Here is a 25426-nt window from a genome sequence, read left to right on the forward strand (position 1 = left end):
AATCTCAAAAAACAGCATTTGAAATGCTTAGTTTTCAGGTACTTAAACGACTATCACTTTGTTTTACCGAAAGTTTATAAATGTAAATGCGCCTATTTCTTCCTTGAGTAGTCCCTAGACTGTGCTACACCTAAAGTATCTTCGCCGATTATATGGTGCTCTTTTTTAGTGAGAGTTCGGTCGATTTCTGGGTAGCCGCTGCGTTTTGCGCGAGCCCAATGACATACAAGGGGATGCCGCGATGAGTATTTTTGATCATGTTCAGTCTCGTTTTGATGCTCAAAAAGAAGAAGAAATGTCACTCGACGAGTATTTGACCCTATGTAAATCCAATCCTGACGCATACGCCTCGGCGCCTGAGAGACTCCTCAAAGCTATAGGTGAGCCAGAGATTATTGATACTTCCAAGGACTCACGAAGCAGTCGGATCTTCTCAAACAAATTGATTAAGCGTTATCCAATATTTGAATATTTTTATGGCATGGAAGATTCCATTGAAAAAATCGTGGCCTTCCTGACCCATGCTGCCCAAGGCTTGGAAGAGTCTAAACAAGTACTGTATTTATTAGGGCCTGTGGGGGGCGGTAAATCCTCTTTGGCAGAAAAGCTTAAAGAGTTGATGCAGTCCGTGCCGTTTTACGCCATTAAAGGATCTCCTGTGTTTGAGTCACCGTTATCTTTATTTGATGTCAATGAAGATGGCGATATTCTCCAAGAAGAGTACGGTATCCCTAAGCGTTACTTAAAAGGGGTCATGTCTCCTTGGGCCTCAAAACGCTTAAAAGAATATGGTGGGGACATACAACAGTTTCGTGTGGTGAAAGTGTACCCATCAGCGATCAAACAAATTGGTATTTCTAAAACCGAACCTGGCGATGAAAACAACCAAGATATTTCCGCCTTAGTAGGTAAGGTAGACATTCGTAAGTTGGAATTCTTTGAGCAAAACGATGCTGATGCTTACAGCTATTCTGGTGGTCTTTGCCGGGGTAACCGCGGGATCATGGAGTTTGTGGAAATGTTTAAAGCGCCTATTAAGGTGCTCCACCCATTATTGACGGCCACACAAGAAGGTAACTTTAACGGCACAGAAGGGCTAGGGAGCATTCCATTTGATGGCATTATCCTTGCCCACTCCAACGAATCTGAGTGGCAAGCATTTAAAAACAATAAAACCAACGAAGCCTTTATCGACCGGGTATACACGGTCAAAGTGCCTTATTGTCTTCGAGTGACAGAAGAGATGAGTATCTATCAGAAGCTGCTTGAACACTCTTCTCTTGATAAGGCTCCTTGTGCCCCTGACACCCTGAAAATGCTGGCTCAGTTTTCCGTATTGTCCCGTTTAAAAGAGCCTGAAAATTCCAGTGTGTTCTCAAAAATGCGCATTTATGACGGGGAATCTTTAAAAGACATAGACCCCAAAGCGAAGTCCCTACAAGAATATAAAGACGCTGCTGGCGTAAACGAAGGGATGGACGGCTTATCGACGCGCTTTGCCTTCAAAATCCTATCTCGAGTGTTTAACTTCGATCCCACAGAGGTGGCGGCCAACCCAGTCCACTTGATGTATGTACTGGAACAACAGATCGAGCAGGAGCAATTTGATCAAGATCGCCATGATAGATATTTGCGGGCCTTAAAAGAGTTTATCGCCCCTAGGTATGTGGAGTTCATTGGGAAAGAGATCCAAACCGCTTACCTAGAGTCTTATTCTGAATACGGTCAAAACATTTTTGATCGCTATGTCACCTACGCGGACTTCTGGATACAGGATCAGGAATATCGAGATCCAGAAACTGGGGACATTTTAAATCGTTCTTCCATCAACGATGAACTTGAGAAAATCGAGAAACCTGCAGGGATCAGTAATCCTAAAGACTTCCGTAATGAGGTGGTGAATTTTGTACTGCGGGCCCGTGCTAATAATGCTGGCCGCAACCCTAGCTGGCTCAGCTACGAGAAACTTCGAGTCGTGATTGAGCGCAAAATGTTCTCCAACACAGAGGACTTGTTGCCAGTCATCTCCTTCAGTGCCAAGTCTTCCAGTGAAGATCAGCGTAAACATAATGAGTTTGTGAAACGCATGGTGGAGCGTGGCTATACTGAAAAACAAGTACGCTTACTGTCTGAGTGGTACTTGCGTGTGCGTAAATCCCAATAGGTAGTTGTGAAGTTGTTGCCTAAAAACGGTCGAGAAAGGAGGTGCAAGCATGTCTTACATAATTGATCGCCGCCTAAATGGGAAGCACAAAAGCAGCGTCAATCGTCAGCGATTTTTGCGTCGATATCGAGCGCATATCCGTAAAGCGGTTGAAGAGGCTGTCAATCAGCGCAGTATTCAGGATTTGGATCGAGGGGAACAAATTACCATCCCTAAGCGGGACATTCATGAACCCACCTTTGGCCACGGCCAAGGGGGGACTGGTTCTATCGTTCACCCGGGGAACAAAGAGTTTGCGCCTGGGGATCGAATTAATAAACCCCAAGGAGGCCAGGGTCAGGGCAGTGGTAGCGGTGATGCGTCTAATCAAGGGGAAGGGGAGGACGATTTTGTTTTCCAGATTTCCCAAGAAGAGTTTTTGGATTTTGTTTTTGAAGACTTAGCGCTTCCTAACCTTGTGCGTAAAGATCTAAAAGAGCTAAAAGAGTTCAGTTTAAAGCATGCTGGCGTGGTGTCTGAAGGGACGCCATCTAAGCTCAATATCGTACGCTCCATGCGCAATGCTTATGCTCGCCGCATGGTGATGAGCAGTGGCTCACGGAAAAAATTAGCGGAGGTTGAGGCGGAACGCGAGCAGTTAATTGAGGAGGCAAGTTCACCCGAGCAAAAAGCCCGATTGGTATGGTTGGATGAGCAAATACTTTTGTTGAAACAAAAGATCGAGCGTACACCGTTTTTAGACACCTACGATCTACGTTACAACCATCACGTTAAAGAACCTAAACCCAGTAGCAAAGCGGTAATGTTTTGCATCATGGACGTGTCTGGCTCCATGACCCAAGAAACCAAGAATGTCGCGAAGCGCTTCTTTATCTTGTTGTACTTATTTTTAAATCGTAATTACGAAAAAATCGATGTGGTGTTTATTCGCCACCACACCAGTGCCAAAGAAGTCACGGAAGAGGAGTTTTTCTATTCCCGAGAAACGGGGGGCACGATTGTTTCCAGTGCTTTGAAGCTGATGGATAAAATTGTCAAAGACCGCTACTCACCGGAGCAATGGAATATCTATGCGGCTCAGGCATCAGATGGGGACAACTGGGACGATGATTCTAAGATCTGTAAACAAATCTTAGAAGAAGACATTATTGATTTGGTGCAGTACTTCACCTATATCGAAATTACCCCTAGGGATCATCAAAGCTTGTGGCACGTCTACGAGCAAATACAGTCAGCTCACCCAAAAAGCTTTGCCATGCGGCATATCGTCGATGTGGGGGATATTTACCCAGTTTTCCGAGATTTATTCCAAAGGAGGCAGCATGAGTCGAGCAAACACTGATATGCCGAGCCAATTGTCTCAGGGGCCAGATTGGACATTCGATTTAATTGAGCAATACGATCAAGAAATTGGCAAAATTGCCGCGGAATTCGGCCTCGATACTTACCCCAACCAGATTGAAATCATTAGCTCAGAGCAGATGATGGATGCCTATGCCTCTGTTGGTATGCCTTTGGGTTATCACCACTGGTCCTATGGTAAGCAGTTTTTAGAAGTGGAGCAGAATTATAAACGTGGCCGTATGGGGTTGGCCTATGAAATTGTCATTAACTCTTCCCCATGTATTGCTTACTTAATGGAAGAGAACAATATGATGATGCAGGCTCTGGTGATCGCCCATGCCTGCTATGGTCATAATTCCTTTTTTAAAGGGAATTATCTGTTTAAAACCTGGACCGATGCCTCGGCGATTATCGACTACTTAGTGTTCGCCAAGAAGTATATTTTGGAGTGTGAAGAGAAATACGGCATCGAAGAAGTGGAGCTGACTCTGGACTCTTGCCATGCGCTGATGAACTTTGGTGTGGATCGCTATAAGCGTCCAGTGCCACTTTCTTTATCAGAAGAAAGGGCTCGCCAAGACGAGCGGGAGCAAGTTCTGCAGCAACAAGTGAACGATTTGTGGCGAACCATTCCGGTACTAGATAAAGCAGAAGAGAAAGAGAAGCGAGAGCGGGTCTTTCCAGCGGAGCCCCAAGAGAATTTACTTTATTTTCTTGAAAAAAATGCGCCCTTGCTAAAGCCATGGCAGCGAGAACTGATTCGAATCGTGCGTAAGATGGCTCAGTACTTTTACCCTCAGCGCCAGACTCAAGTCATGAACGAAGGATGGGCATCTTTTTGGCATTACACGCTCATGAACGAGCTGTATAACCGGCACAAAGTAGGAGAGGGCTTTATCCTCGAATTTCTTCAATCCCATACCAGTGTGGTGTACCAGCCTAGTTTTGACTCCCCTTATTATTCGGGGATTAACCCCTATGCGTTAGGGTTTGCAATTTACTCTGACATTAAGCGCATGTGTGAGTCCCCCACAGAAGAAGACGCCTATTGGTTTCCTGATGTGGTCGGCAAGCCTTGGCTTGAGGTGCTGGATTTCGCCATGCGGAATTTCAAGGACGAAAGCTTCATCCTGCAGTTTTTATCCCCGAAGGTGATGCGTGATTTCCGATTCTTTGGCATCGAAAATGATGTGTTGGATCCGTTTGTGGAAGTGAAGGAGATCCATAACGAAACAGGCTTTAAGGCCCTTCGTCAGCGTTTAGCGCAGCAGTATAACTTGAGTTATCGTGAGCCGAATATTCAGGTGCAAAAGGTGAATCTCTACGGGGATCGCAGTTTAATCTTGAAACATACCATGGATCAAGGTCGCCCTCTAAATGAAGATACTAAGGAAGTGATTAAGCACTTTAAACGTCTGTGGGGGTTTGATGTGATCTTGGAGTCATGGGACGGTGATACCTTATCCCAGAGTTATCGCTGTGATGACGAACAAGTGTCAGAATAAAACAAGGCCTCTTTAGAGGCCTTGTTAGTTATAGGGTCACTCTAAGTTATTGGTGGTTTTTAATCGCTCGATGACTGACACTTCATTGTCGATGGCTACAACCTTATGACTCATGCCTTGAATGGCATCAATGCTGTTTTGCACATCCTGGCTGGCCATGTTGGAGGTGTCCCTTAAGCTACTTACTTGATTTGATAAGATGGTGGTGCTTTCAAGCAGTTTCCCCATAAAGGCATCAATCTTCTCAATGCTTTTTTCAATTGAGGTAACGGAGCCAGCAACGGCATTAATGGTTTCACCGGTCTGATCTAGGCTCTGTTGGGTATTTTGGGAAAGTTGGCGTACCTCGTCGGCGACTACGGCAAACCCTCGACCCGCTTCTCCCGCTCGAGCTGCTTCAATGGCTGCGTTTAGAGCCAATAAATTCGTTTGATCTGCAATGCCTGAGATGACTTTTAAGATACTAAGGACACGTTCGGCATTTTCCTTAAGCTCTTTGACATTGTTGATCATTTCAATTCGATCGGATTCTTGAGCTTGAATAGCGTCACTAAAAGAAGAGAATTCCCCCGTCACCTCAGTAATGACATCCTGCGTCGATTGGGAGTAGCTTGTCACACGTTCAAAACTACCCGTTACTTCCTGCAGTAAAGGACGGTATTCGGATAGATGATGGATCAAGTCTGACTGTAGTTTGTTTAGCTGTCCCTTACTGTTTAGCTGAGTTAAAACAAAATATTCACGGAAATTAGCATAGTGAATAGGGAAGTTATCGACAAAGAAGTCGTGAAAGGATTCCCCAGGTTCATGTTTGAAAAAGAATAACCCCGTTAGGGTTTGGTTCATATGAATACCAAGGATTTCCCCAAAGGTAGAGTAACCGCCAGCTTTGATATCTTTAAAAGCTTTGATGTTATTCAGGTCTGTGGTGTTATTGACACGACGTAAAATACAGTCGTTTGCGATCATTGCCACAGGTTGACTAGGTTTATTGTGCATGAAGTCTTTGTAGGCTTGCTGGGTGCTTTGCACAAAATCTTTTGCTTTAACTAATATCAGTTCATCACCAAAATCCAAATCACAGAAGAAATGGATCAAGCCTGCCGTGGTGTCAATGGCTGCTACGGAACGGATGAACAATTCATCGCGAATGCTGACCGCAAAGGTATAACCAGATAGCTTGCCCTCTAGCTCGTTTGGGGCACAATGGAAATGTTCGCACAGAAGCTCAATTATGTTTACGATCTTGCCGCTCTTCTTGGAAATGACGGTGCTGACATTTCGGCGAAGGGCATCTGCCTCCGCGATCACAAAGGATTCTGATGTACGCTCGAAGTTATGGGTCTTTAAAATACCAAAACGTGTATCGGGCTTCATTTTAACAAAGGCTACAACCGCACAGTTATGGGCGACTTTAGTACCATCATGGACCAGAGCTTCCTTAAAATCGAAGGTTCCTCCTGCGGATCCCCCAATGAAATGACATGGAAAAAGGTCTGTGGCGTACATACCCTGCATAAAGAAGTTTTCTGAGGCAGATAAACCATCGATAAATGTCAGTGCGAAGGTATCATTAAAGTGGATCGGGAAGGGGAGTTGAATGTTGCGAAACTCTTGCTCAATAGCCCGGATGCGCTCTTCCTTGGTTAACTTAATATTGCCGCTGCGCATGTCTTCGCAGTGCAGAGGGATCGTGTGTATACAGACTTGTTCGAATAAGTCTGCACTGAAGCTTTGCAGTACGATATTGTCCCAAGTGTTGCTTGCTTCTTGATACAGGTTGGCTTGACAGCTGTTTAGCTCCCCGGCAGTCATAATTCCTATGACGTGATGACAGAAGGGGGTTGCTGCTTGGATCTGCTTCACCACGTTTTCAAAATCTAAATGAGGTGAAATGAAGGCTAGTATCAGCTGTGTGCCAGTGTGGCCGAAAGATAAGGGCAATAAGTTTTCTGAATTGATTTGAGCGGAGCTGACTTGTACAAGATGAGAATACTCGCGTACGTCAAAATGCTTTTCCGATAATATCGTTCTCTTAAACCAAGACATAGACGCATCCCTATATTTTTAATAATAGAAGAATGAGTGTAATTTTTAGCGGATAGTGAACCTAGGGGCTTTATGTAAACTTAGGTGGCTTTTTGATACGCGTCAATGTTTTGTAGGGAGCATAGTTATAGATCCAACTCCGTTGTAACAGGCTTTATACCGCAATACATCAGGGTGAGGTTGCGAAACCCTAGCTCGATATCTGGGCCGTCTAGCCCTTTGATGCTTTGATCCAGTAAGGCGACGTAACTTTGCATGTAGGCAATGGTTTGAGGGTTATGACGGCTAAAAGCACTTTCATAGATAGGGATACGTTTATCCCAAATGCGCAGCTGTTGGCAGGCTTGGCGGAGACCTTGAGTCTGGGCCAGTGCGCCGAGTTGATTAAGGGTGGCCAGCTCACGGTTGTATAGCCAAAGTAAGATACTGTCTTCCACGCCTTCTGCCCTTAACTGATGTAAGCAGTGCAGGGCTTCTTTCAATTTACCGGTGAGCAGTCTGTCGCTTAAATCATAAATGGAGTATCGACTGGAGTCGGTGACACTTTCAGTGATGGTTTGAGCATCCAGCTGGGCGCCTGGGCCATGACTCAAGGCGAGCTTTTCTAACTCTTGGGATAGGGCAAAAAGATTGCCTTCTCCACGCTCACACAGGATTGCAGCAGCGTCTCGGGACAAGTGTAAATTAAGGCCTTTGGCTCGCTGTTGTACCCAGGCAGGCAGTCTGGAGCTGTCAATTGGCCAAACTTGTATAAAGGTGCCTTGCTGCTCTAACGACTGAAACCACTTCGCTCGCTGGGTGCGGCTGTCGACCTTGGGCAGAGATAGAAGGATCACGTTGTCTGGTCCCAAATGCTCCGCCACTTGGGTAAGTGCCTTGGAGTGCTTTTCTCCGAGCTTGTCTATTTGAATATCGAATAGACGGCGGGAAGAGAACAGTGACAGGGCTTGTAGTTCGTTGATGACTTCTTGCCAATCAAATTGAGCGTCCGCCACAAAGCGTAGGCGCTCTTCAATGCCATGGTGGTGAGCAGCTTTACGGATGCTGTCTGCTGCTTCTTGACACAACAGCACCTCATCCCCAGAGATAATATAAATGGGAGACAGTTGTTTCTCTAAGGCGCTGTTGAGTTGATCCGGTCGAAGTTTCATTAAAGTGGTGCGTAGCTCAAGTCATAAACCAGCTCGTCCGCAAGTTGGCCGCCAGCATTTTCCATTTGCTGGGCGTTGTAGGCAGACTTAGTGCTTTCTTCTGCGTTCTGGTTACCCAAAATAATGGAGGTGCTAACATTGCGTGGACCGTAGAGGGCTTTGCCGTCTTTGTTCCGAATGAAGTAGGTAGCGCTGAGACGTCGTTCTACTTGGGTAACGTCATTGCTAGAGTCCCGAGCCAAAATTGTATCACTGGTGCTCAATGAGTTAACGCGCAATTCATAAGTGTCGGCTGTGGCATTGAGGGCATCCACTACCGAAATATCAGCCCGTGATAGGGCATTACGCAGGTCTCGTTCGAACGCTGGTGAGCCGGTCTCTAGATTTAAGGTCAGCTGCTGTAGTGCGGCAGGAATCGGTGCTTGGCCCCGTAAGTGAAAGCCACAGGCGGTTAAGAAAAACGCTAAGAATGGTACAGCGACCCAGAGGTTGGCACGACGTTGAAGCATAGTTAATCCATCAAAAGTAAAAGGGGATGGTTAAGCCATCCCCAATTGAGTTCACATTGCCATTAGTTAGCGACAATGTTCACAAGACGTCCTGGTACTACGATCACTTTACGAACCGTCTTACCATCAATGAACTTCTGAACATTTTCATTCGCTAAGGCTAATGCCTCGATCTCTTTGTTGTCAGCTTTGGCAGAAACCGTGATTTCTGCTCGCTTCTTACCTAGTACTTGAACAACGATGGTTAATTCGTCTTTCACCAAGGCTGCTTCATCTACCGTAGGCCAAGCGGTGTCAACAACGTTATCTGTGTGACCTAGCTCGCTCCAAAGTTGGTGAGCGATGTGCGGCACAATTGGTGACAGCAATAGTACTGCAGATTCCAATGCTTCGCGCTCAACCGCTAGGCCAAGTTCAGATTGATCCTCAAACTTGCTGATCTCATTACACAACTCCATCACTGCAGCGATAGCCGTGTTGAAGGTTTGGCGACGCTCAACGTCATCGCTGACCTTGCTGATGGTTTCGTGAGTTTTACGACGCAATACTTTTTGGTCTGCTGTTAGAGCAGCTACATCCAATTGGCCAGGAGTGCCAGCATTGGTATGGCGGTAAGCCAGCGCCCATAGACGACGTAGGAAACGAGAAGCACCATCTACACCCGCGTCATTCCATTCCAAAGATTGCTCTGGTGGCGCAGTGAACATGATAAACAGGCGAACTGTATCAGCACCGTATCGCTCAATCATTTCCTGTGGGTCTACCGTGTTGCCCTTAGATTTGGACATCTTGGTACCGTCTTTATTCACCATACCTTGGGTCAAAAGACGTTTAAATGGCTCATCAGATGTCACAAGCCCTGCATCACGTAGTAGCTTGTGGAAGAAGCGCGCGTACAACAAGTGTAAGATAGCGTGTTCTACACCACCGATGTATTGGTCAACAGGTAGCCAGTAGTTGGCTTCTTCCGTCAACATTGCCTCGTCAGACTCTGGGCAGCAGTAGCGGGCGAAGTACCAAGAGGACTCCATGAAGGTGTCGAAGGTATCCGTCTCACGTTCAGCTGGCTGACCATTGTAAGTGGTGGCAGAGAACTCAGGGTTGTTCTTGATAGGTGAGTTAACCCCATCCATCACAACATCTGTCGGTAGCTCAACCGGAAGTTGGTCGTGAGGCGTCGTAACCACAGTACCATCTTCGAGGTTGATGGTTGGAATTGGTGTTCCCCAGTAGCGCTGACGGCTGACGCCCCAGTCACGTAGGCGGTAGTTTACTTTACGCTCACCAATGCCTTTTTCAGTCATGAATGCAGCAATGGCGTCAAATGCTTCAGCAAAAGCTAAGCCGTCGAATTGACCAGAGTTACAAAGGATGCCTTTTTCAGTGAAGGCTTCTTTGCTCAAATCAATGGACTCTTCGCCACTAGGCTGAACCACTTGCTTCACTGGCAAGTCGTATTTTTCAGCAAACTCAAAGTCACGCTGATCGTGAGCAGGAACAGACATCACGGCACCAGAGCCATAGTCCATTAGTACGAAGTTTGCTGCGAAAACAGGTACGGATTCACCCGTCACTGGGTGAACGGCTTTGAACCCCGTGTCCATGCCTTTTTTCTCCACGGTAGCAAGGTCTGCTTCTGTGGTAGACGTGTGTTTGCTTTCTTCTACAAACGCTGCCAAAGCGGCATTACTTTCTGCGGCTTCTAAGGCAAGTGGGTGCGTCGCGGCCACAGCAACATAGGTCACACCCATGATGGTGTCAGGGCGAGTTGTGTAAACCGATAGGCGCTCTTCTTTGCCTTCCACTGCGAAGCTGAACTCTAGGCCTTCTGAGCGACCAATCCAGTTACGCTGCATGGCTTTTACTTTTTCAGGCCAGCCATCTAGTTGATCCAGATCGTTTAATAGCTCTTCAGCGTAGTCCGTAATCTTGATGAACCACTGGGGAATGTGTTTGCGCACAACTGGTGTGCCACAACGCCAGCAACCACCGTCTTCAACTTGTTCATTAGCCAATACAGTTTGGTCTTCAGGACACCAGTTCACTGCGGAGGTTTTCTTGTAAGCTAGGCCTTTTTCTACCAGTTGTGTGAAGAACCATTGTTCCCACTTGTAGTATTCAGGTTTGCACGTGGCAATTTCACGGTCCCAGTCATAACCAAAGCCAAGCTTTTTCAGCTGACCTTTCATGTAGGCGATGTTTTCGTCGGTCCACTTTGCTGGAGCCGTCTTGTTTTTAATCGCAGCGTTTTCTGCTGGCATGCCGAATGCGTCCCAACCCATTGGTTGCAAAACATTTTTTCCAAGCATACGCTGGTAACGAGAGATCACATCACCAATGGTGTAGTTACGCACATGCCCCATGTGGAGGCGGCCACTTGGGTAAGGAAACATTGACAGGCAGTAGTATTTTTCTTTGTTGGAATCCGCTACGGCTTTAAAGACTTTGTTGTCATCCCAATAGTTTTGTGCAGCAGATTCAATTTGCTGCGGACTATATTGTTCTTGCATGTGTATCAGTCATCCCATGATAGGCGTTAAGAGTGTTTGGTGAATTGCGTCACAATTTCATAAAAAGTTTGATTTGCGACCATAGAGGTCCAAGTTCACCAACAGAAGTTAGAATTATCCGCTATTTTATATAGATGCCGCACCGATTAGAAGGCGCATAACGATGGAGTTGTAGAATCTATGAAAAAAGAAGCCAATAATGACTTAGATTTAGTCGAAGAAGCGAAGAAAACTTTAACTGGCGCGAAGAATTGGTTGTTAGAGGACGTGGAACTGATGCGTGCCTATTGGCATGACCAAATGGGCTATGTGGAAGCTTGGGTGGATGCGAATTGGCATTTGGTTAAAGACGAAAGTGAAGAGCTTCTGGAAGATTTGGATCGTCGTGAGGATGCGGCATTACTTTGGTTGGTGAATCACGCCAATAACAACCCAGTGCCCTTAGAGCGTTGTTCTGTGGCGGGTAAAGAAGCACAATCAGGACGCTATATTTGTATGGATTGTGGTCATGAGAATACCCATGAAGCGGGTGTGTTAGACACTTGCGAAGTGTGTCACTACGGCGTGCTTTATTTCCAAGGGGAATAGTAACGTAAAGTAATTTTGTTAAAGGGAGAAGCCCTTTCTCCCTTTAACTTAAATCCATCTACTCTGCAGCTGCGCTGCGCTTTCTGTTTGGGAGTAGAGCAAAGCCCCACAAAAGTCCCATTAGGGCAAACAGTATCCCATTCCCCCACATCACATAAGGCGTATTACCAGAGAAGGTCGTAATGTCTCCGGTCAGCGTCGCCCGCACAAATTGGGGCAGTTCACTGGTGATTTGGCCGTTTTCATCAATGATGGCAGTCACTCCAGTGTTGGTGGCGCGGATCATATAACGGCCCGCTTCCTTGGCTCTAAATTGGGCAATCTGCAAATGTTGCAATGGGCCAATGGAATCCCCGAACCAGCCATCATTGCTAATGGTAAGCAGTACATCACTGTCTCGTACCATGTTCCGAACTAGACTTGGATACACTACTTCGTAGCAAATAAATGGCGCTATGCTCAACTCGCCCGCTTGTAGGGTTGGCTGATTGGCTTCTCCCTTGCTGAACTGGGACATGGGCATGCCAAATAAATCAAACACTGGGCCAAACCAGCTCGCTAGAGGAATGTATTCGCCAAAAGGGACAAGCTTTTGTTTCTGGTAAAGTCCAAAGCCATTGCCTGTAGCCCAGACGCTATTATAGTAGGTGCCTTGGTTCTTATCCCAAACAGGGACGCCGGTAATCAGGGTGGTTTGACTGTCCGCCAATTCTTTAGAAAAGCTTTCTAGATAGGGTTCTACTTGGCTTAGTAAATAGGTGATGGCGGTTTCCGGCCATATCACCAGATCACTGTCCAAATGATTAACTGTCGCTTGCTGGTAGTAGGCGAGGGAAGGGCCAGCGTTCTCAGCGAGCCACTTCTCGTCTTGGGCTAAGTTACCTTGAATGAGCGTTGTTTTATGCTGCTCAACAGGTGTCACATAAGCTGGGGGAGCATAATTGAGCGCTCCGGCTCCAAGCCAAAGACTCCCTGTGACTATCAGCCAACGATACGTCGGTTGGATGAAAAAGTGTCCAAGGCTTGCGGCGCTAATTAGGCACACTGCACTGACAAACCAAATGCCCCCCACAGGCAGCAGTTCAAACAACCAGCTAGGTTCAGTGATGTATCCGGGTAATAACCATGGGAAGCCCGTAAATAACCAGCTTCGGATCCATTCAAAGCATAGAAATAGCGAACAAAACAACACGATATGGAAGCGACTTGAGAGCTTGTTTTGGCAGGCTTTGAAACTGGTACCCAGCAATCCCCAATAGATGGACATGACGGCGATCAAGCCAAAGGTGATGCCAACGGCAATGGGGATTCCCACTTGACCGAAGTTGGCAATGCTCACGTAAATCCATGAAATGCCGCTGCCAAACATGCCTAAGGCGTTAGCAAAGCCGAATTTGAAGGCTTGGCGCTTGTTAGGCGCAAATTGGAATAGAACAAATAAGTAAGCCACACTAATGAGATAGATAGGCCAAATGTAAAAGGGGGCAAAGCTCAATGTGCTTAAACCACCTAATAAAAGGCTTAATAGAGTATGGCGAATAGGGGAGTGTTGAACAGACGTTAGGAGGCGTAAACGCCACCCTGTAACGTCCAATGTGTTCAAGGTGGCATTTTGATTCATGACTAAATGGTGTCTTCTTCGCTAACTTTGGTCACTTGTAGGGTTTTAACCCGGCGTCCATCAGACTTCACAACGTTGAAATGGAAGCCTTCATAGGTCATTTCCTCGCCTCGGGTAGGTACGTGACCAAACTGCTGGACGATGATGCCGCCGATGGTGTCGAATTCTTCTTCACTAATATTAGTGCTAAAGAATTCATTGAAGTCTTCCACGGAAACCAAGGCCGGTACTAGGAAGATACCTTGTTGCTCAGTCGCTTGGATGTCTTCGTTTTCTAGACGATCCGTCTCGTCTTCGATTTCACCAACGATCTGTTCCAATACATCTTCGATGGTCACAAGGCCAGACACACTACCGTATTCATCGAGTACGATGGCCATATGGTAGCGCTTAGTTCTGAAATCATTGAGCAGAACATTTAGGCGTTTACTTTCAGGGATGAAGTTCGCAGGACGTAAACGATCTAGTATGTCTTCAAGGGTCACATCGCCGTCTTTAAACAATAAAGGCAGCAGATCTTTCGCCAGTAATACTCCCAAAATTTCATCAGAATCTTCACCGACCACCGGAAAACGGGAGTGGGAAGAGTCGATGACTTTTCGAATGGAAGTTTTTGGGTCGTCTTCGGATTTGATCACCACCATCTGAGATGGGGGAATCATAATGTCGCGAGCTTGTACTTCAGACACCTCTAAGGCGCCCTCAGCAATAGAAAAAGCATCGCGGTCGATGACTTCGGATTTAACAGCCGTTTGCAGAAGTTCAATAATGTCTTCACGGCTACGGGGCTCATCGTGGAAGGCTTGCGCTAAACGTTCAAACCAAGATTTCTGTTGATCGCTCGAACTTCCCGATCGGTCTTCGCTCATAGTGGGAGAAACTCACTCATTAACAAAATAGGGGTCAGGGATAGACATGGTGGCCAAGATTTGAGTTTCAAGTGCCTCCATTTCCTCTGCTTCATCATCCTTTATATGATCATAGCCGCGCAAATGCAACACGCCATGAACGACCATATGTGCCCAATGGTGGGCTAAGGGCTTTTGTTGCTCAACGGCTTCCCGTTCAACAACTTGACGACAGATCACTAAATCTCCCAGCAAGGGGAGTTCGATGCCATCGGGTACTTCAAATGGGAATGATAAAACGTTGGTCGGTTTATCCTTGCCACGGTATTCGTGATTAAGGGTTTGGCTTTCTGCTTCATCGACTAAACGAATGGTCATTTCGAAGTTGCCATGATCAGGCATAGCTGCCTTGGCCCAAGTGAAAAACGCCTCGTCACTTGGAAGGCCATCAAGCTGCTCACAGGCATTTTGCATGTCTAGGTCTAGCTCAGCCACTAGGAGTTACCTTCATTAGACGATTGCTCTGCTTCACGTTCAGCTTTGCGTTGTGCATCGCGCTCTTTGCGTTCTGCGTCTTGCTGCTCATCGAATTTGTCATAAGCTTCGACGATTCGCTGTACCAATGGGTGGCGAACCACGTCTGATGCGGCAAATTGAGTCATGCTGATGCCATTCACATTGTTCAAAACATGCATCGCATGAGCTAGGCCTGAATTGGTGCCACGGGGTAAGTCTACCTGGGTACGGTCACCAGTAATCACGGCAGTGGAGCCAAAACCAATACGAGTTAAGAACATTTTCATCTGCTCGCGAGTGGTGTTTTGGCTCTCATCAAGAATGATGAATGAGTTATTCAGAGTACGGCCACGCATGAATGCCAGAGGGGCAATCTCGATCACGTTTTTCTCGATTAACTTATCAACCAGTTCAAATCCCAGCATCTCGTACAAGGCATCGTACAGTGGTCGTAAATATGGGTCGATTTTTTGAGACAGGTCCCCTGGCAGGAAGCCAAGCTTTTCACCGGCTTCCACGGCAGGGCGAACCAGCATGATGCGTTCTACTCGATCTGCTTCTAGGGCTTCTACGGCACAGGCAACAGCTAAATAGGTTTTACCTGTCCCGGCTGGCCCGATACCAAAGTTGATGTCGTGTTTACGAATCTGCTGGACATAGTTTTGCTGGTTTTTGCCCTTTGGCTTGATGTAAGCCTTGCGCGTTTTAACCACAACCTGATCACGATCTGTCTTACCTTTTGATAAGGACTCGATCGCTGACTCTTGCAGGTATAAGTGAATCGCTTCTTTGGTGATTTCTTTTTGGGCGAGCGCTTCACGATAGATGCTTTCAATCAAGACTTTAGTTGCTGCCACGTGCTCGCTGTCTTCACTGGAGACTTCAAATAGCTCGCCACGGTGTTGAATCGTGACATCTAAGCGTTGCTCGATTTGCTTTAAGTGGTCGTCAAATTGACCACATAGAGCCGCTAACGCATTGGCGTCAGCTGGCTCTAAACGGAATTGTTGAGAAGTTGTTGATGTGGTGTCCAAGATTGACCTTATTTAGTTAATTCGAAATCTGCATCCAACTCTGATCCGACAAATTCGCCGACCAAGGAGTTAGGGTATGCGTCGGTAATGACCACATCGGCAAATTTACCGATTAATTGTGGGTCATCCGCTTGAAAGTTTACGATACGGTTATTCTCTGTACGCCCTTGAAGTTTACCTGGGTCACGGGGGGAGTAGCCGCTTACAAGAATACGTTCAATGTTGCCAACCATGCTTAAACTGATGTCGTAGGTTTGTTGCACAATACGACGCTGCAAGATGGCAAGGCGTTCTTTTTTCACATCTTCTGGTGTGGTGTCATCCAGTTGAGCCGCAGGAGTACCTGGGCGCTGACTGTAAACAAAACTGAAAGAGTGATCGAAGCCAATTTCTTGAATCAGATTCATGGTGTCGACGAAGTCTTCTTCTGTTTCCCCAGGGAAGCCAATGATGAAGTCCGAAGACAAGCTAATGCCAGGGCGCGCAGCTTTGATACGGTTGATTTTGTCAATGTAGTATTGACGATCATGGCCGCGCTTCATATTAGCCAACACTGCGTTGGAGCCGCTTTGAACCGGTAAGTGCAAATGGCTGACTAACTTAGGTTCGGTGCGGAAGGCTTCGATCAAGCTGTCGGTGAACTCCACTGGGTGGGAGGTAGTGAAGCGAATGCGCTCGACTCCCGCAACGCGAGCCACTGCATGAATCACATCCGCCAGGTCCATTTCCTCACCGGCGGCGTTTTCACCTCGGTAGGCGTTAACGTTTTGACCTAGAAGGTGGATCTCACGCACGCCTTGCTCAGCCAATTGAGCGACTTCTTTTAGAATGTCTTCAAAATGACGGCTGACTTCCTCGCCACGGGTATAAGGTACAACACAAAAAGTACAGTATTTGCTGCAACCTTCCATGACAGAAACGAATGCCTCTGCACCGTCCACTTTCGGGGCGGGTAAATGGTCAAACTTTTCGATTTCTGGGAAGGTGACATCCGTAATAGGAATAGCGTTAGCGGCCGCATCCACCATTTCTGGTAGCTTATGTAGTGTTTGAGGACCGAAAATCATATCTACGTGCTTGGCGCGCTTGCGAATATTATCTCCTTCTTGAGATGCAACGCAGCCACCAACACCGATCTTGAGGTTCGGGTTCTTCTCTTTTAGCTTTTTCCAGCGACCCAGTTGGTGATACACCTTATCTTGTGCTTTTTCACGAATGGAACAGGTGTTTAATAGCAGAACATCCGCTTCTTCAGCGTTGTCTGTGAGTTCCATTTCGTGGGAATCGCCAAGTAGATCTGCCATTCGTGAAGAGTCGTACTCGTTCATTTGGCAGCCGTGTGTTTGGATAAAGAGTTTTTTCGCCATGTAAAAATGTAAACCTAATAAAAAATGAGTCAGATGACTTTGGCGCACATTATATTGGGGTTTTGCCCTGATTCCCATAGGTGCCTGAGTCTCTGTGCGTGAATTCTATACAACATAGTATTTGTGCGATGACGCATGGCTTCAAAACCCTTATCATTTAAAGCTTAGTTTATGAAATGGATAGCAGATGAAATTTTTGAAAACGTCAGCGTTGCTCTGTTGTGTGGGCTTCTCAGGAGAGTTACTGGCAGAACGTGAACTGCCTAACTTTGAAATAGGCTTGGGAGGCGGCAAGGGGATTGACGTTGAGTTATTTAACTTAGATTTTACTGTGAATATTCCTATGACATCCTTTTTATCCAGCCAAATTAACTTAGACAGTAACTATGTCTTTGGTGATCCTGATTTGGGGGATTTTGCTGTATCAGAATTTAATGGTATGGGGTTTATCCGGGTCAAAGAGGGACGTATTGGCGCTGGACTGGGTACATTGCAGTTGAAATCTAAGTCAGGAGCTTATGAAACTGAGCAGGTACAAGTGGTTCGCGGTACAGCAGCGCTCTATGTAAAAGATGTGACTTTTTCCTGGGATTACGCCAAATTTGATGATGACTTTAGGGCAACCACTTCTCTTAGGGCGGGTCTTATTTGGTATCCAAGTGAGGGACAAAAGCTGGCTTTGTTCCGGGAACGTTATGATTCTACCGAAGGGTGGCGTTTAGAATCTTTTGTGCAACCCCAAAAATATCGCCAACACCTAGCTCTTGGGGTTGTGTTGCGAGGTGGTAACGCGGATATCTTTCCTTATATGGGATTGGCGCTACGCTACTACTTTGACCGTGGTATGAGTTTCAAGCAAAGAGAACGTAGCTACCACTAATTTAGAGTCGATTAGGTACTTTAATTTCTAAGACAGACATGTCCCTTTCCTTTGACTGTCCGTTTGGCTGGGAACTCTCTGGTTCAATAGGGCAGCCTCGCTTATCTACTTTGATGCCTATAGGCGTGTTTGGACATTCATCTTGGGCGTCTAATACACCGTCAAAATCACTGTCCTTTAGGGAAAAGTTATGGCTTTCTGGGTAGGGAAGGTCGCTTGCGTGCACGGGAGTCCATAAGTGCAGCAACACGCACCCACCCAATATGGGTAAGAGTCGTCCTGACATAAAACACAATCCTTGTGAAATAATGTATTGTTGGTCGCTAACTTATAGGTGCGAGGTCAGAAGGTCAAGCAGGAGTCTGTTTAAAATGTGAGCTATTTTCTCCTAAAACGTCTAGGTAGTTTTGCGCTACGGGCATCACACTTAGGCGGCTGCCTTTTTGAATTAAGCTGAAACCCTCAAGGCCAGCCATGTTTTTCATGGCACTCAAGGTGATTGGGAATGTGAACTTACTTTCATAAGTGAGCTCAACTTGATCCCAGCGGGGGGAAGATTCGGTGGACTTTGCATCATAGTATGGGCTGCTTTCATCCCAGCAAGAGGGATCCGGGTGGGCGGTTTTACTCACTCTAGAGGTACCAACGATCCCCGGCACCTTACAGCTCGAGTGGTAAAACAAAATTTGATCTCCCAAGGACATGTCGCGCATAAAGTTTCGAGCTTGATAGTTACGTACACCGTCCCAGTTTGCCTTACCTAACCGTTTTAGATCATCGATGGAGAACTCATCGGGCTCAGATTTCATTAGCCAAACAGCCATATCGCCTCACGTTTTGTTGCAGAAATATACATTCGCATTGTTCATACTGGCGTATATTGTAACTACAATTACTCCCTATAAGCACTTTAATACCGAAGTGGAAGCTGTTGGAACGATCATATGGAACAGTTTGCTTGCAAAGAGTTCTCGGCGTTAGACAAAGAATTGAAAGATGATTTGTTAGAATGTTATCTCGAAGCTCAGCAAGAAATCGAAGCGATCATTAACGACATAGAGGAAGCTGGTTTCTCCCATGAGAAGCTAGACACCTTATTTCGCTCGTTACATAGTATGAAAGGGAACTGCTCTGTCTGTTTCCTAGATCCTCTTGTGGGTGCTCTACATCGATTGGAAGAGATCGTTGATGGCATGCGCGGGGGCTATATTGGTTATGATTCCATTTTTGGTGAATTGATTAATACGGTGCTGGACCAAGTGCTTGTATTGTTAAATCAACTTCATCAACACCACGGTGCTGACAGCAAGCTGCTAACCGTATTACAAACCTACCTAGACCGAATTTACGAACAAGAAGACCAAGCCCAGCGCCGACGCTTAGCGGATGAATTGTTGAGCGAGTTGGACAGCGAGCATGTGGCACAAGAAGCGCCTGAGGAAGATCTGATTGTTCGAGTGGAATATACAGACACTCAAAAGCTTGATATCGAACAGTTTCAACAGTTTAGTGCTCGGTTGAATAAGCTGCTTGGTTATTCTCCAGAGCGGGGTGAGCGTATTCTCAAACTTTGCCAACTGATTAACTCAGAATGCGCCACGCCGGTTGATCGAGCACAGTTGGCGGCGGCGTCCTACATGCATAATATGGGCATGGCCATGATCCTAAAGTGTAAGGACGACGACGAAGCCAGGGAACGGGCCGAGCGTAATCACCCAATGGTAGGTGCACAGTTACTCAGTAAACATGATGGTTGGGAATCCGCCATTGAAATGGTCAGTGCATACCGTGAGCGGTTTGACGGTTCGGGCTATCCCGAAGGTCTAGTGGGTGGCATGATCCCTCAAGGGGCTTTTATCTTGTCCATGGCTGTTCAATTTATTGACGTGGTGTGGGGAAAGTCAGGGGATGAGTATAAAAAAAGCGCCATGCGCGCCATTCAAAAAGTGAACTCTGAAAGTGGCAAAGGCGTCCCCCCTCATCTGGTGGATGCTTTCAATCGTGCGGTACGAAAACTACTGGTTGCTAAGCGTCGATAACGTTAAGGTATCCCTTTCCACTATCGATTGACCTTTAGGCTGTTTTGAAACTACCTCTTGTATACCACCCCAATTACAGTATCCCGTTTCCAGATAGACACAGATTCCCCATGCCGAAATTTGGCTTGCTGGCGGAGCATCTTTCGTGCTTAGGGATTTTGACACAAGATAACTGTCATCAACCCGCTCCCTTGTCCCTTGAAGCCCTAATGCGCGCCCATACTGGGGACTATGTGCAGCGTTTTATCCGTGGTCAACTGACCGTACAAGAAGAGAAAGACATAGGGTTACCCTGGAGTGATTGGCTGGTGGAACGTACCTTGCGGGCCGTATCTGGCACCATGCTCACGGCTCACTTGGCGTTAGAGCATGGGCTTGCTTGTCATTTGGCAGGTGGCACCCACCATGCGTTTCCGGATCATGGTTCAGGCTTTTGTATTTTTAATGATTTAGCAGTTGCGGCAATAGATCTGATTCATACCGGAAGGGCTAAAAAGGTGATGATCATCGATTGTGATGTGCATCAGGGAGATGGCACAACGGCATTTTTTAACGATAGTTCTCACGTCATTCCCGTGTCTTTCCATTGTGAAGAAAACTACCCCCTAGAGAAACAACTCAGTGGTATTAATATTCCGATCCCTAAGCACGCGGAAGATGAGGAGTATCTGGCCATATTAGCTCAACATGTCCCTGCACTATTAGCCGAATACCAGCCGGATTTTGTGTTTTACGATGCAGGGGTGGATGTTCATAAGGACGATCGCCTTGGGTATGTGCGTTTAACGGATGCTGGGATTTTGGCTCGAGATCGATATGTGATCGAACATGCTTTGAATTCGGGAGCTTCCGTCGCTTGTGTCATTGGGGGTGGGTATGACCATGATCATAGTGTCGTGGCGGCACGTCATAGTTTAGTGCATCAAGCCGCCCACACTATTTGGTTGGAGCGTTTTGCTTCATAGCACCTAAAAGGTGCCAAAATTCAAAAAAAGCCCTGCCGAGGGCAGCGGCAGGGCTTTGGTGCTGGCGCTGATCAGTTGCCTAATTGGCTTCTGTCAGTTTTTGTCGCGCACCTAAACTTTCACGCATGCTTCCAACTTGGTCTGCAGTCACCTCAATGGCAGTGTTGCCCCAAGAATTACGCACATAGTTCAATATGTCAGCTACCTGTTGGTCGTTCATTTTCCAAGCGAAAGAAGGCATGCCCGCAGCAGTTTGAACGGTCTCAGTATGAGCTGCTCGAACCCCTTTCAGCATGGCATGAATCAAGTTTGTCGGATCATCTGCTCGGATCACATTGTTGTTGGTAAAAGCAGGGGCCATACCTTGAATCCCTTCACCCTCTAGCCCGTGACAGGCAGAGCAGTTTACTTCGTAGCTCAGTGTCATTTTTTCAGTCACAGGTAATGCTGGATGAGGTGCCTTCTCTTCAGAAGCAGGGATGCTCTTTAAGTAGGTTGCAATGGCACCTAAGTCTTCCTCTGTGAAGTATTGGGTGGAGTGTTCAATGGCTTCTGCCATTGGACCAGAAGCGACCGCAATACCGTCAGTGCCAGTTTTTAGGTAACTCATGATCTGCTCTTTAGACATATCACCAATACCCTGATGTGGGTTGGAAGTTATGTCTGGTGCGTACCATTCACCGAGGTTGCCACCTTGCATGTACAGACTGGATATCTCAGCGCCTAAGAAATTGCGAGGACCATGGCAGGCAGAACAGTGACCGCCCCCATCGACAATGTACTGGCCTCGATTCCATTCGTCACTTTGCTGAGGGTCGGGTTCTATCCCTTCATTGTCAAAGAAGAGCATGTTCCAACCCGCCAGAGACAGACGAACATTGAATGGGAAGGGCATGTCTTGGGTTTCATCGATATCATGGTTTACGGGTGCCACAGTAGAGAAGTATGCCCATAAGTCATGCATGTCTTGATCGGTGAAATTAACATAGGCCGTGTAAGGCATTGCTGGGTATAGGAATCCGTGGGAGCCTTGACCTTGACGCACAGCGTTAAAGAAATCTCGCTCTGTCATATTGCCGATGCCTACTTCTGGATCGGGTGTGATATTAGAGCTGTAAAGTGAGCCAAAAGGCGTTTTCACTTCATAGCCCCCAGCCATGTAGCCGTTACCAGAGGTGTGGCAAGCAGAGCAGTCCCCCAAGCGCATAACATACTGACCACGTTTGATGGCCTCTAAGTCATCGCTTTTAAACTGCGACAAGGTGACCGAATCGTTCGCAGCATTCGATCTGGATGTGTCCAGTGTTTGCCATAGGCGAACGCCCGCGACGACCGCCACAATCACAACTAGCCCAATAAAGACTTTTAAAATAGTGCGTTTTGTTTGAGTCATGGTTGTTTACCCCTTAACCATTGGACCAGGATTGTGAATGTAGGTCTCGTGGATCGCGCGCGCAGCCCGGACCGCAAGAGCACCTACCGTCAGCGTTGGGTTAAAGCCACCATTGTTAGGGAAGGCAGAAGCGCCCACGACAAACAAGTTGTGGGCATCCCAACTTTGCAAGTAAGGGTTTAGAGCAGATGTACTTGGGTCCGCTCCCATGACAGCACCACCGATAGTGTGGGAACTGTGCTGTTTATATGGGTTCCAGCTTTCTTCTGCTTGGTTGTCTACCATGATATCGACGGCACCTGCGCGCTTCATGATGTCGATGGCTTTGTCTGTCGCATATTTGGCCATTTTCTGATCGTTTTCATTCCAATCAAAAGTGACTCGTAATAGCGGCTGACCGTGACGGTCCTTATATTCTGGATCGAGGTCTAGATAAGCGTCTTTGTGGGGCATGGAAGTCCCCTGACAAAAGATTGAAGCGGCGTTTTGGTAGTCGCGGGCATAGGCTTTTTTCCATTCTGTGCCCCAACGACGTGTGCCTGGGCGCACGTTACCAGCGTTTTGAATCGGACGACCATTGGTGTTAAAAGCCATGATGCCTGCGCCACCAATGAAGTCCAGATCACTGTGGTCGAAGTTGTCAGCGTTGAAGTCGTCAATCTGAACACCCAGTGCTCCAGCACCGATAAAGGGGTTCATGTTTTCGTTATCAAAGAAGCCGGTAACCGATGAACAGGTTTGGTAGCTGTAGTTACGACCAATGGTGCCTTCACCCGTAGCAGGGTTATAAGGCTTGCCCACTCCGGATAACAGCATCAGGCGCACGTTATCCATTTGGTAGGCGGTAAAGATAACAATGTCTGCAGGCTGGAAACCTAGTTTGCCTTCTTTAGTGACAAAGTTAACGCCTTTTACGGTCTGACCATCTTCGTCTTTAACTGCATGCAAAACTTCTGTCTCGGTCAAGACGGAGAAGTTGTCGCGGCGCATAAGGGCCGGCAAGATACAGGCTTGGGGGGAAGATTTGGAAAAGTTACCACACCCATGAAAGTCACAGAAACCACAGTAGGTACAAGGGCCCATGGTGATACCAAGAGGGTTTACGTAAGCTTGGGATAAATTGCCAGCTGGAATGGTAAATGGATGGTAGCCCATGTCCGTAACCACTTTACGGTACTTGCTCATCCAGTGGGTGTCTTCTAAGGGTGGAGTAGGGTAGTCCCGTGTACGAGCACCTTCAAAGACGTTGCCGCCTGTGATCTTTTCACCATTAAGGTGGCCCGCTTTGCCAGAAATACCTGCAATACGTTCAAAACGATCGTAGTAGGGTTCCATCTCTTCGTAGGTAACCCCCCAGTCTTGCAGTTGTAAGCCTTCGGTCTTTTCGACGCCATAGCGTTCAATGGTCTTGCTGCGGACTTCAAAGTCCCAAGGGTTGAATCGCCATGCCATGCCAGCCCAGTGAGTCCCTGCACCGCCAACGTTCCAGCCAAACTGGTAAGCGTTCCAATCTCGAACGGGTGCCGCCTTTTGATCGGGGCGGTTTCGGAAGGTCGTGGTTTCAACGCTCATTGGCTGAGTCATTGAGCGGCGTGTTTGCCAACGTAATTCATCAGGATCGACTGCAGGAGGAAAGTCCGTTGACGTGTCTCGCCAAGCACCACGTTCAATGGCAAGTACATTTAGTCCTGCTCGGGTAAGTTCTTCCGCGATCACAGAGCCTGCCCATCCTAAGCCACAGATTACGGCGTCGACTTTTTTGCGTTCTATTGTCATGTTAAGTCTCCGTTAATCGTTTGGAATCAAGCTGACTGGGATAAGGTTCAATGCTTCCCCTCGGCGGGCAAGGTAAGGTCGGTAGTCGTAGCGGGCACCTGGAAAGCCAATCATCTTCCAGCCGGCCATGTCTTTGTTGCCACCATAAATGGGGTCGGCGAGGTAGCCTTCTCGGGCGTTTTGCAGCATGAGTTCAAACAATGCGGCGCCATCGATGTCCTTCCCTAGGTCAATAGTGTCTGCTTCTAAGGCAAGCAAGAACTCGTCGACTTGATCAGGAGAAAGGGCCGCGAAGGCAACCTTATAGTGCTTTTGAGAATAAGCTTCTAACGCTGTTAAACCCGTTAGGTAGCGCTCTTTAGGCGTGGCAAGAAATTGTGGCTTCCCAAGAAGCTTTATTTCGTTTTCGCGATCCATTGGGCCTTCTAGATATAGGGCTTTACCGCTGCCGTAATCCCCTGCTAATTGATCGTCAATGAATTCTAGACATCCCGCTTCCGTCGCAGACGGACCATACTCATCCGCCGGGATAAGACGGTCATAAACGGCGGATAGGGTGTCCCGATCAACCTGCTTGGTTAACACCCGAAAGCGACCGGTTTGTGCAGGGTTGGGAAGGTGGTCTTCGGTAAGAGCGGTTTCGTGAGGGAAACCATGTAGCTCTTTGGCGCTAATGTGAGGCGCTACGGCAAGGGAAGCGGTAGCCTGCCCGAACAGTTTGAGCACTTGTCTTCTGTTCATAAAGCAATCCTTTCAAAATTCTGGCTAATGATGAAATAGGCCTACCCATTGTCAGTACATTGCAGGATTGCGCCCACTGACTGGTATGTGGGTAATAAATAGTGCAACTACGACGCTATGGGTGTGCGAGTGAACGGTTTGTTTGAATGTGTGATTCAGATGTTGATTTTATCAATCATAAATTTGTATTGATATTGATCAAAAGATGAAACGTAAAATTTCAATTAATCTCTAACATTATGAATTTATTGTTATTTATTCTGTGCACATTGTTTCTGTTTGAGATTTATTTTGTATCATTTAATGATCTATTTTGTGTCAAAAAAGAACATGAAAATAGTTCTCAAATGCATTTGTTGTCACGGATTTGTCCTGATGAGATTTAATTAGACTGCCTCGCTAAGGCGCTTTGGATTTGTGTTGTAG

General features: G+C 46.9%; 21 protein-coding genes. 7 read left to right on the plus strand and 14 right to left on the minus strand.

Annotation, left to right across the window (positions count from 1 at the left end):
* Nucleotides 1–241: 241 nt before the first annotated feature.
* Genes ACFQ45_RS15525 through ACFQ45_RS15535 form a run of 3 tightly spaced genes read left to right on the plus strand, consistent with a single transcriptional unit; the run spans nucleotide 242 to nucleotide 5013 of the window.
* The gene (locus tag ACFQ45_RS15525) at nucleotides 242–2164 is read left to right on the plus strand and encodes a PrkA family serine protein kinase (protein ID WP_377369323.1); all 1923 of its coding nucleotides are present in this window, start codon (nucleotides 242–244) and stop codon (nucleotides 2162–2164) included.
* A gap of 49 nt (nucleotides 2165–2213) precedes the next feature.
* A complete protein-coding gene (locus tag ACFQ45_RS15530; protein WP_377369325.1) occupies nucleotides 2214–3506 on the plus strand; it encodes a YeaH/YhbH family protein in 1293 nt (430 codons plus the stop codon).
* A complete protein-coding gene (locus tag ACFQ45_RS15535) occupies nucleotides 3487–5013 on the plus strand; it encodes a SpoVR family protein (RefSeq protein WP_377369327.1) in 1527 nt (508 codons plus the stop codon). The genes ACFQ45_RS15530 and ACFQ45_RS15535 overlap by 20 nt, the downstream gene beginning before the upstream one ends.
* A gap of 36 nt (nucleotides 5014–5049) precedes the next feature.
* Here the strand turns inward: ACFQ45_RS15535 and ACFQ45_RS15540 are convergent, their stop codons facing one another.
* The 4 genes from ACFQ45_RS15540 to leuS all read right to left on the minus strand — a co-directional run bounded on the left by ACFQ45_RS15540 (nucleotide 5050) and on the right by leuS (nucleotide 11232).
* Nucleotides 5050–7062 carry a methyl-accepting chemotaxis protein gene (locus tag ACFQ45_RS15540; RefSeq protein WP_452600468.1) on the minus strand — a complete coding sequence of 671 codons (2013 nt, stop codon included), beginning with the start codon at nucleotides 7060–7062 and terminating at the stop codon, nucleotides 5050–5052.
* Nucleotides 7063–7187: 125 nt separating this feature from the next.
* Nucleotides 7188–8213: a DNA polymerase III subunit delta gene (gene holA / locus ACFQ45_RS15545; RefSeq protein WP_377369329.1), complete on the minus strand. Its 1026-nt coding sequence runs from the start codon at nucleotides 8211–8213 to the stop codon at nucleotides 7188–7190.
* A complete protein-coding gene (locus ACFQ45_RS15550) occupies nucleotides 8213–8722 on the minus strand; it encodes an LPS-assembly lipoprotein LptE (RefSeq protein WP_377369331.1) in 510 nt (169 codons plus the stop codon). The genes holA and ACFQ45_RS15550 overlap by 1 nt, the downstream gene beginning before the upstream one ends.
* Before the next feature lie 62 nt (nucleotides 8723–8784).
* Nucleotides 8785–11232, minus strand: coding sequence for a leucine--tRNA ligase (gene leuS, locus ACFQ45_RS15555; protein ID WP_377369333.1), 2448 nt, complete (start codon nucleotides 11230–11232; stop codon nucleotides 8785–8787).
* Between the two features lie 180 nt (nucleotides 11233–11412).
* Here leuS and ACFQ45_RS15560 point away from each other — a divergent pair, with 180 nt between their 5' ends.
* A complete protein-coding gene (locus ACFQ45_RS15560) occupies nucleotides 11413–11820 on the plus strand; it encodes an Rpo12/RPC10 RNA polymerase subunit family protein (protein ID WP_377369335.1) in 408 nt (135 codons plus the stop codon).
* 58 nt (nucleotides 11821–11878) lie between these two features.
* On the opposite strand, the gene lnt is transcribed toward ACFQ45_RS15560, so the two are convergent.
* The 5 genes from lnt to miaB are packed head-to-tail and all read right to left on the minus strand — an operon-like array spanning nucleotide 11879 to nucleotide 17206.
* A complete protein-coding gene (gene lnt / locus ACFQ45_RS15565) occupies nucleotides 11879–13441 on the minus strand; it encodes an apolipoprotein N-acyltransferase (RefSeq protein WP_377369337.1) in 1563 nt (520 codons plus the stop codon).
* Nucleotides 13442–13443: 2 nt separating this feature from the next.
* Complete coding sequence (locus tag ACFQ45_RS15570; protein WP_377369339.1) at nucleotides 13444–14310, minus strand: HlyC/CorC family transporter; 867 nt, start codon at nucleotides 14308–14310, stop codon at nucleotides 13444–13446.
* Between the two features lie 12 nt (nucleotides 14311–14322).
* Entirely contained in the window at nucleotides 14323–14763 is a 441-nt protein-coding gene (gene ybeY / locus ACFQ45_RS15575) for an rRNA maturation RNase YbeY (protein WP_377369990.1), read from the minus strand.
* 20 nt (nucleotides 14764–14783) lie between these two features.
* Nucleotides 14784–15839, minus strand: a complete 1056-nt coding sequence (locus ACFQ45_RS15580) for a PhoH family protein (protein ID WP_377369341.1) — start codon at nucleotides 15837–15839, stop codon at nucleotides 14784–14786.
* Nucleotides 15840–15847: 8 nt separating this feature from the next.
* Nucleotides 15848–17206: a tRNA (N6-isopentenyl adenosine(37)-C2)-methylthiotransferase MiaB gene (gene miaB, locus ACFQ45_RS15585; protein ID WP_377369343.1), complete on the minus strand. Its 1359-nt coding sequence runs from the start codon at nucleotides 17204–17206 to the stop codon at nucleotides 15848–15850.
* A 187-nt stretch (nucleotides 17207–17393) separates the two neighbouring features.
* Between miaB and ACFQ45_RS15590 the strand changes: the two genes are divergently transcribed.
* Nucleotides 17394–18086, plus strand: a complete 693-nt coding sequence (locus tag ACFQ45_RS15590) for a hypothetical protein (protein ID WP_377369345.1) — start codon at nucleotides 17394–17396, stop codon at nucleotides 18084–18086.
* 1 nt (nucleotide 18087) lies between these two features.
* On the opposite strand, the gene ACFQ45_RS15595 is transcribed toward ACFQ45_RS15590, so the two are convergent.
* Nucleotides 18088–18372 carry a hypothetical protein gene (locus ACFQ45_RS15595; protein WP_377369347.1) on the minus strand — a complete coding sequence of 95 codons (285 nt, stop codon included), beginning with the start codon at nucleotides 18370–18372 and terminating at the stop codon, nucleotides 18088–18090.
* Between the two features lie 64 nt (nucleotides 18373–18436).
* On the minus strand, nucleotides 18437–18910 hold the full coding sequence (locus ACFQ45_RS15600) for an EVE domain-containing protein (protein WP_377369349.1): 474 nt from the start codon (nucleotides 18908–18910) through the stop codon (nucleotides 18437–18439).
* Between the two features lie 120 nt (nucleotides 18911–19030).
* On the opposite strand from ACFQ45_RS15600, the gene ACFQ45_RS15605 reads away from it, so the two are divergent.
* Together ACFQ45_RS15605 and ACFQ45_RS15610 are read left to right on the plus strand one after the other, a co-directional pair.
* Nucleotides 19031–20125, plus strand: coding sequence for an HD domain-containing phosphohydrolase (locus ACFQ45_RS15605; RefSeq protein ID WP_377369351.1), 1095 nt, complete (start codon nucleotides 19031–19033; stop codon nucleotides 20123–20125).
* Between the two features lie 110 nt (nucleotides 20126–20235).
* A complete protein-coding gene (locus tag ACFQ45_RS15610) occupies nucleotides 20236–21090 on the plus strand; it encodes a histone deacetylase family protein (RefSeq protein WP_377369353.1) in 855 nt (284 codons plus the stop codon).
* 79 nt (nucleotides 21091–21169) lie between these two features.
* Here ACFQ45_RS15610 and ACFQ45_RS15615 read toward each other — a convergent pair whose 3' ends face one another.
* Genes ACFQ45_RS15615 through ACFQ45_RS15625 form a run of 3 tightly spaced genes read right to left on the minus strand, consistent with a single transcriptional unit; the run spans nucleotide 21170 to nucleotide 25000 of the window.
* On the minus strand, nucleotides 21170–22483 hold the full coding sequence (locus tag ACFQ45_RS15615) for a c-type cytochrome (RefSeq protein WP_377369355.1): 1314 nt from the start codon (nucleotides 22481–22483) through the stop codon (nucleotides 21170–21172).
* A gap of 6 nt (nucleotides 22484–22489) precedes the next feature.
* Complete coding sequence (locus ACFQ45_RS15620) at nucleotides 22490–24259, minus strand: GMC family oxidoreductase (protein ID WP_377369357.1); 1770 nt, start codon at nucleotides 24257–24259, stop codon at nucleotides 22490–22492.
* A 12-nt stretch (nucleotides 24260–24271) separates the two neighbouring features.
* The gene (locus tag ACFQ45_RS15625) at nucleotides 24272–25000 is read right to left on the minus strand and encodes a gluconate 2-dehydrogenase subunit 3 family protein (RefSeq protein ID WP_377369359.1); all 729 of its coding nucleotides are present in this window, start codon (nucleotides 24998–25000) and stop codon (nucleotides 24272–24274) included.
* Nucleotides 25001–25426: the final 426 nt, after the last annotated feature.

Source organism: Rhodanobacter aciditrophus, from assembly GCF_042679525.1.
Lineage (GTDB): Bacteria > Pseudomonadota > Gammaproteobacteria > Pseudomonadales > Marinomonadaceae > Marinomonas > Marinomonas aciditrophus.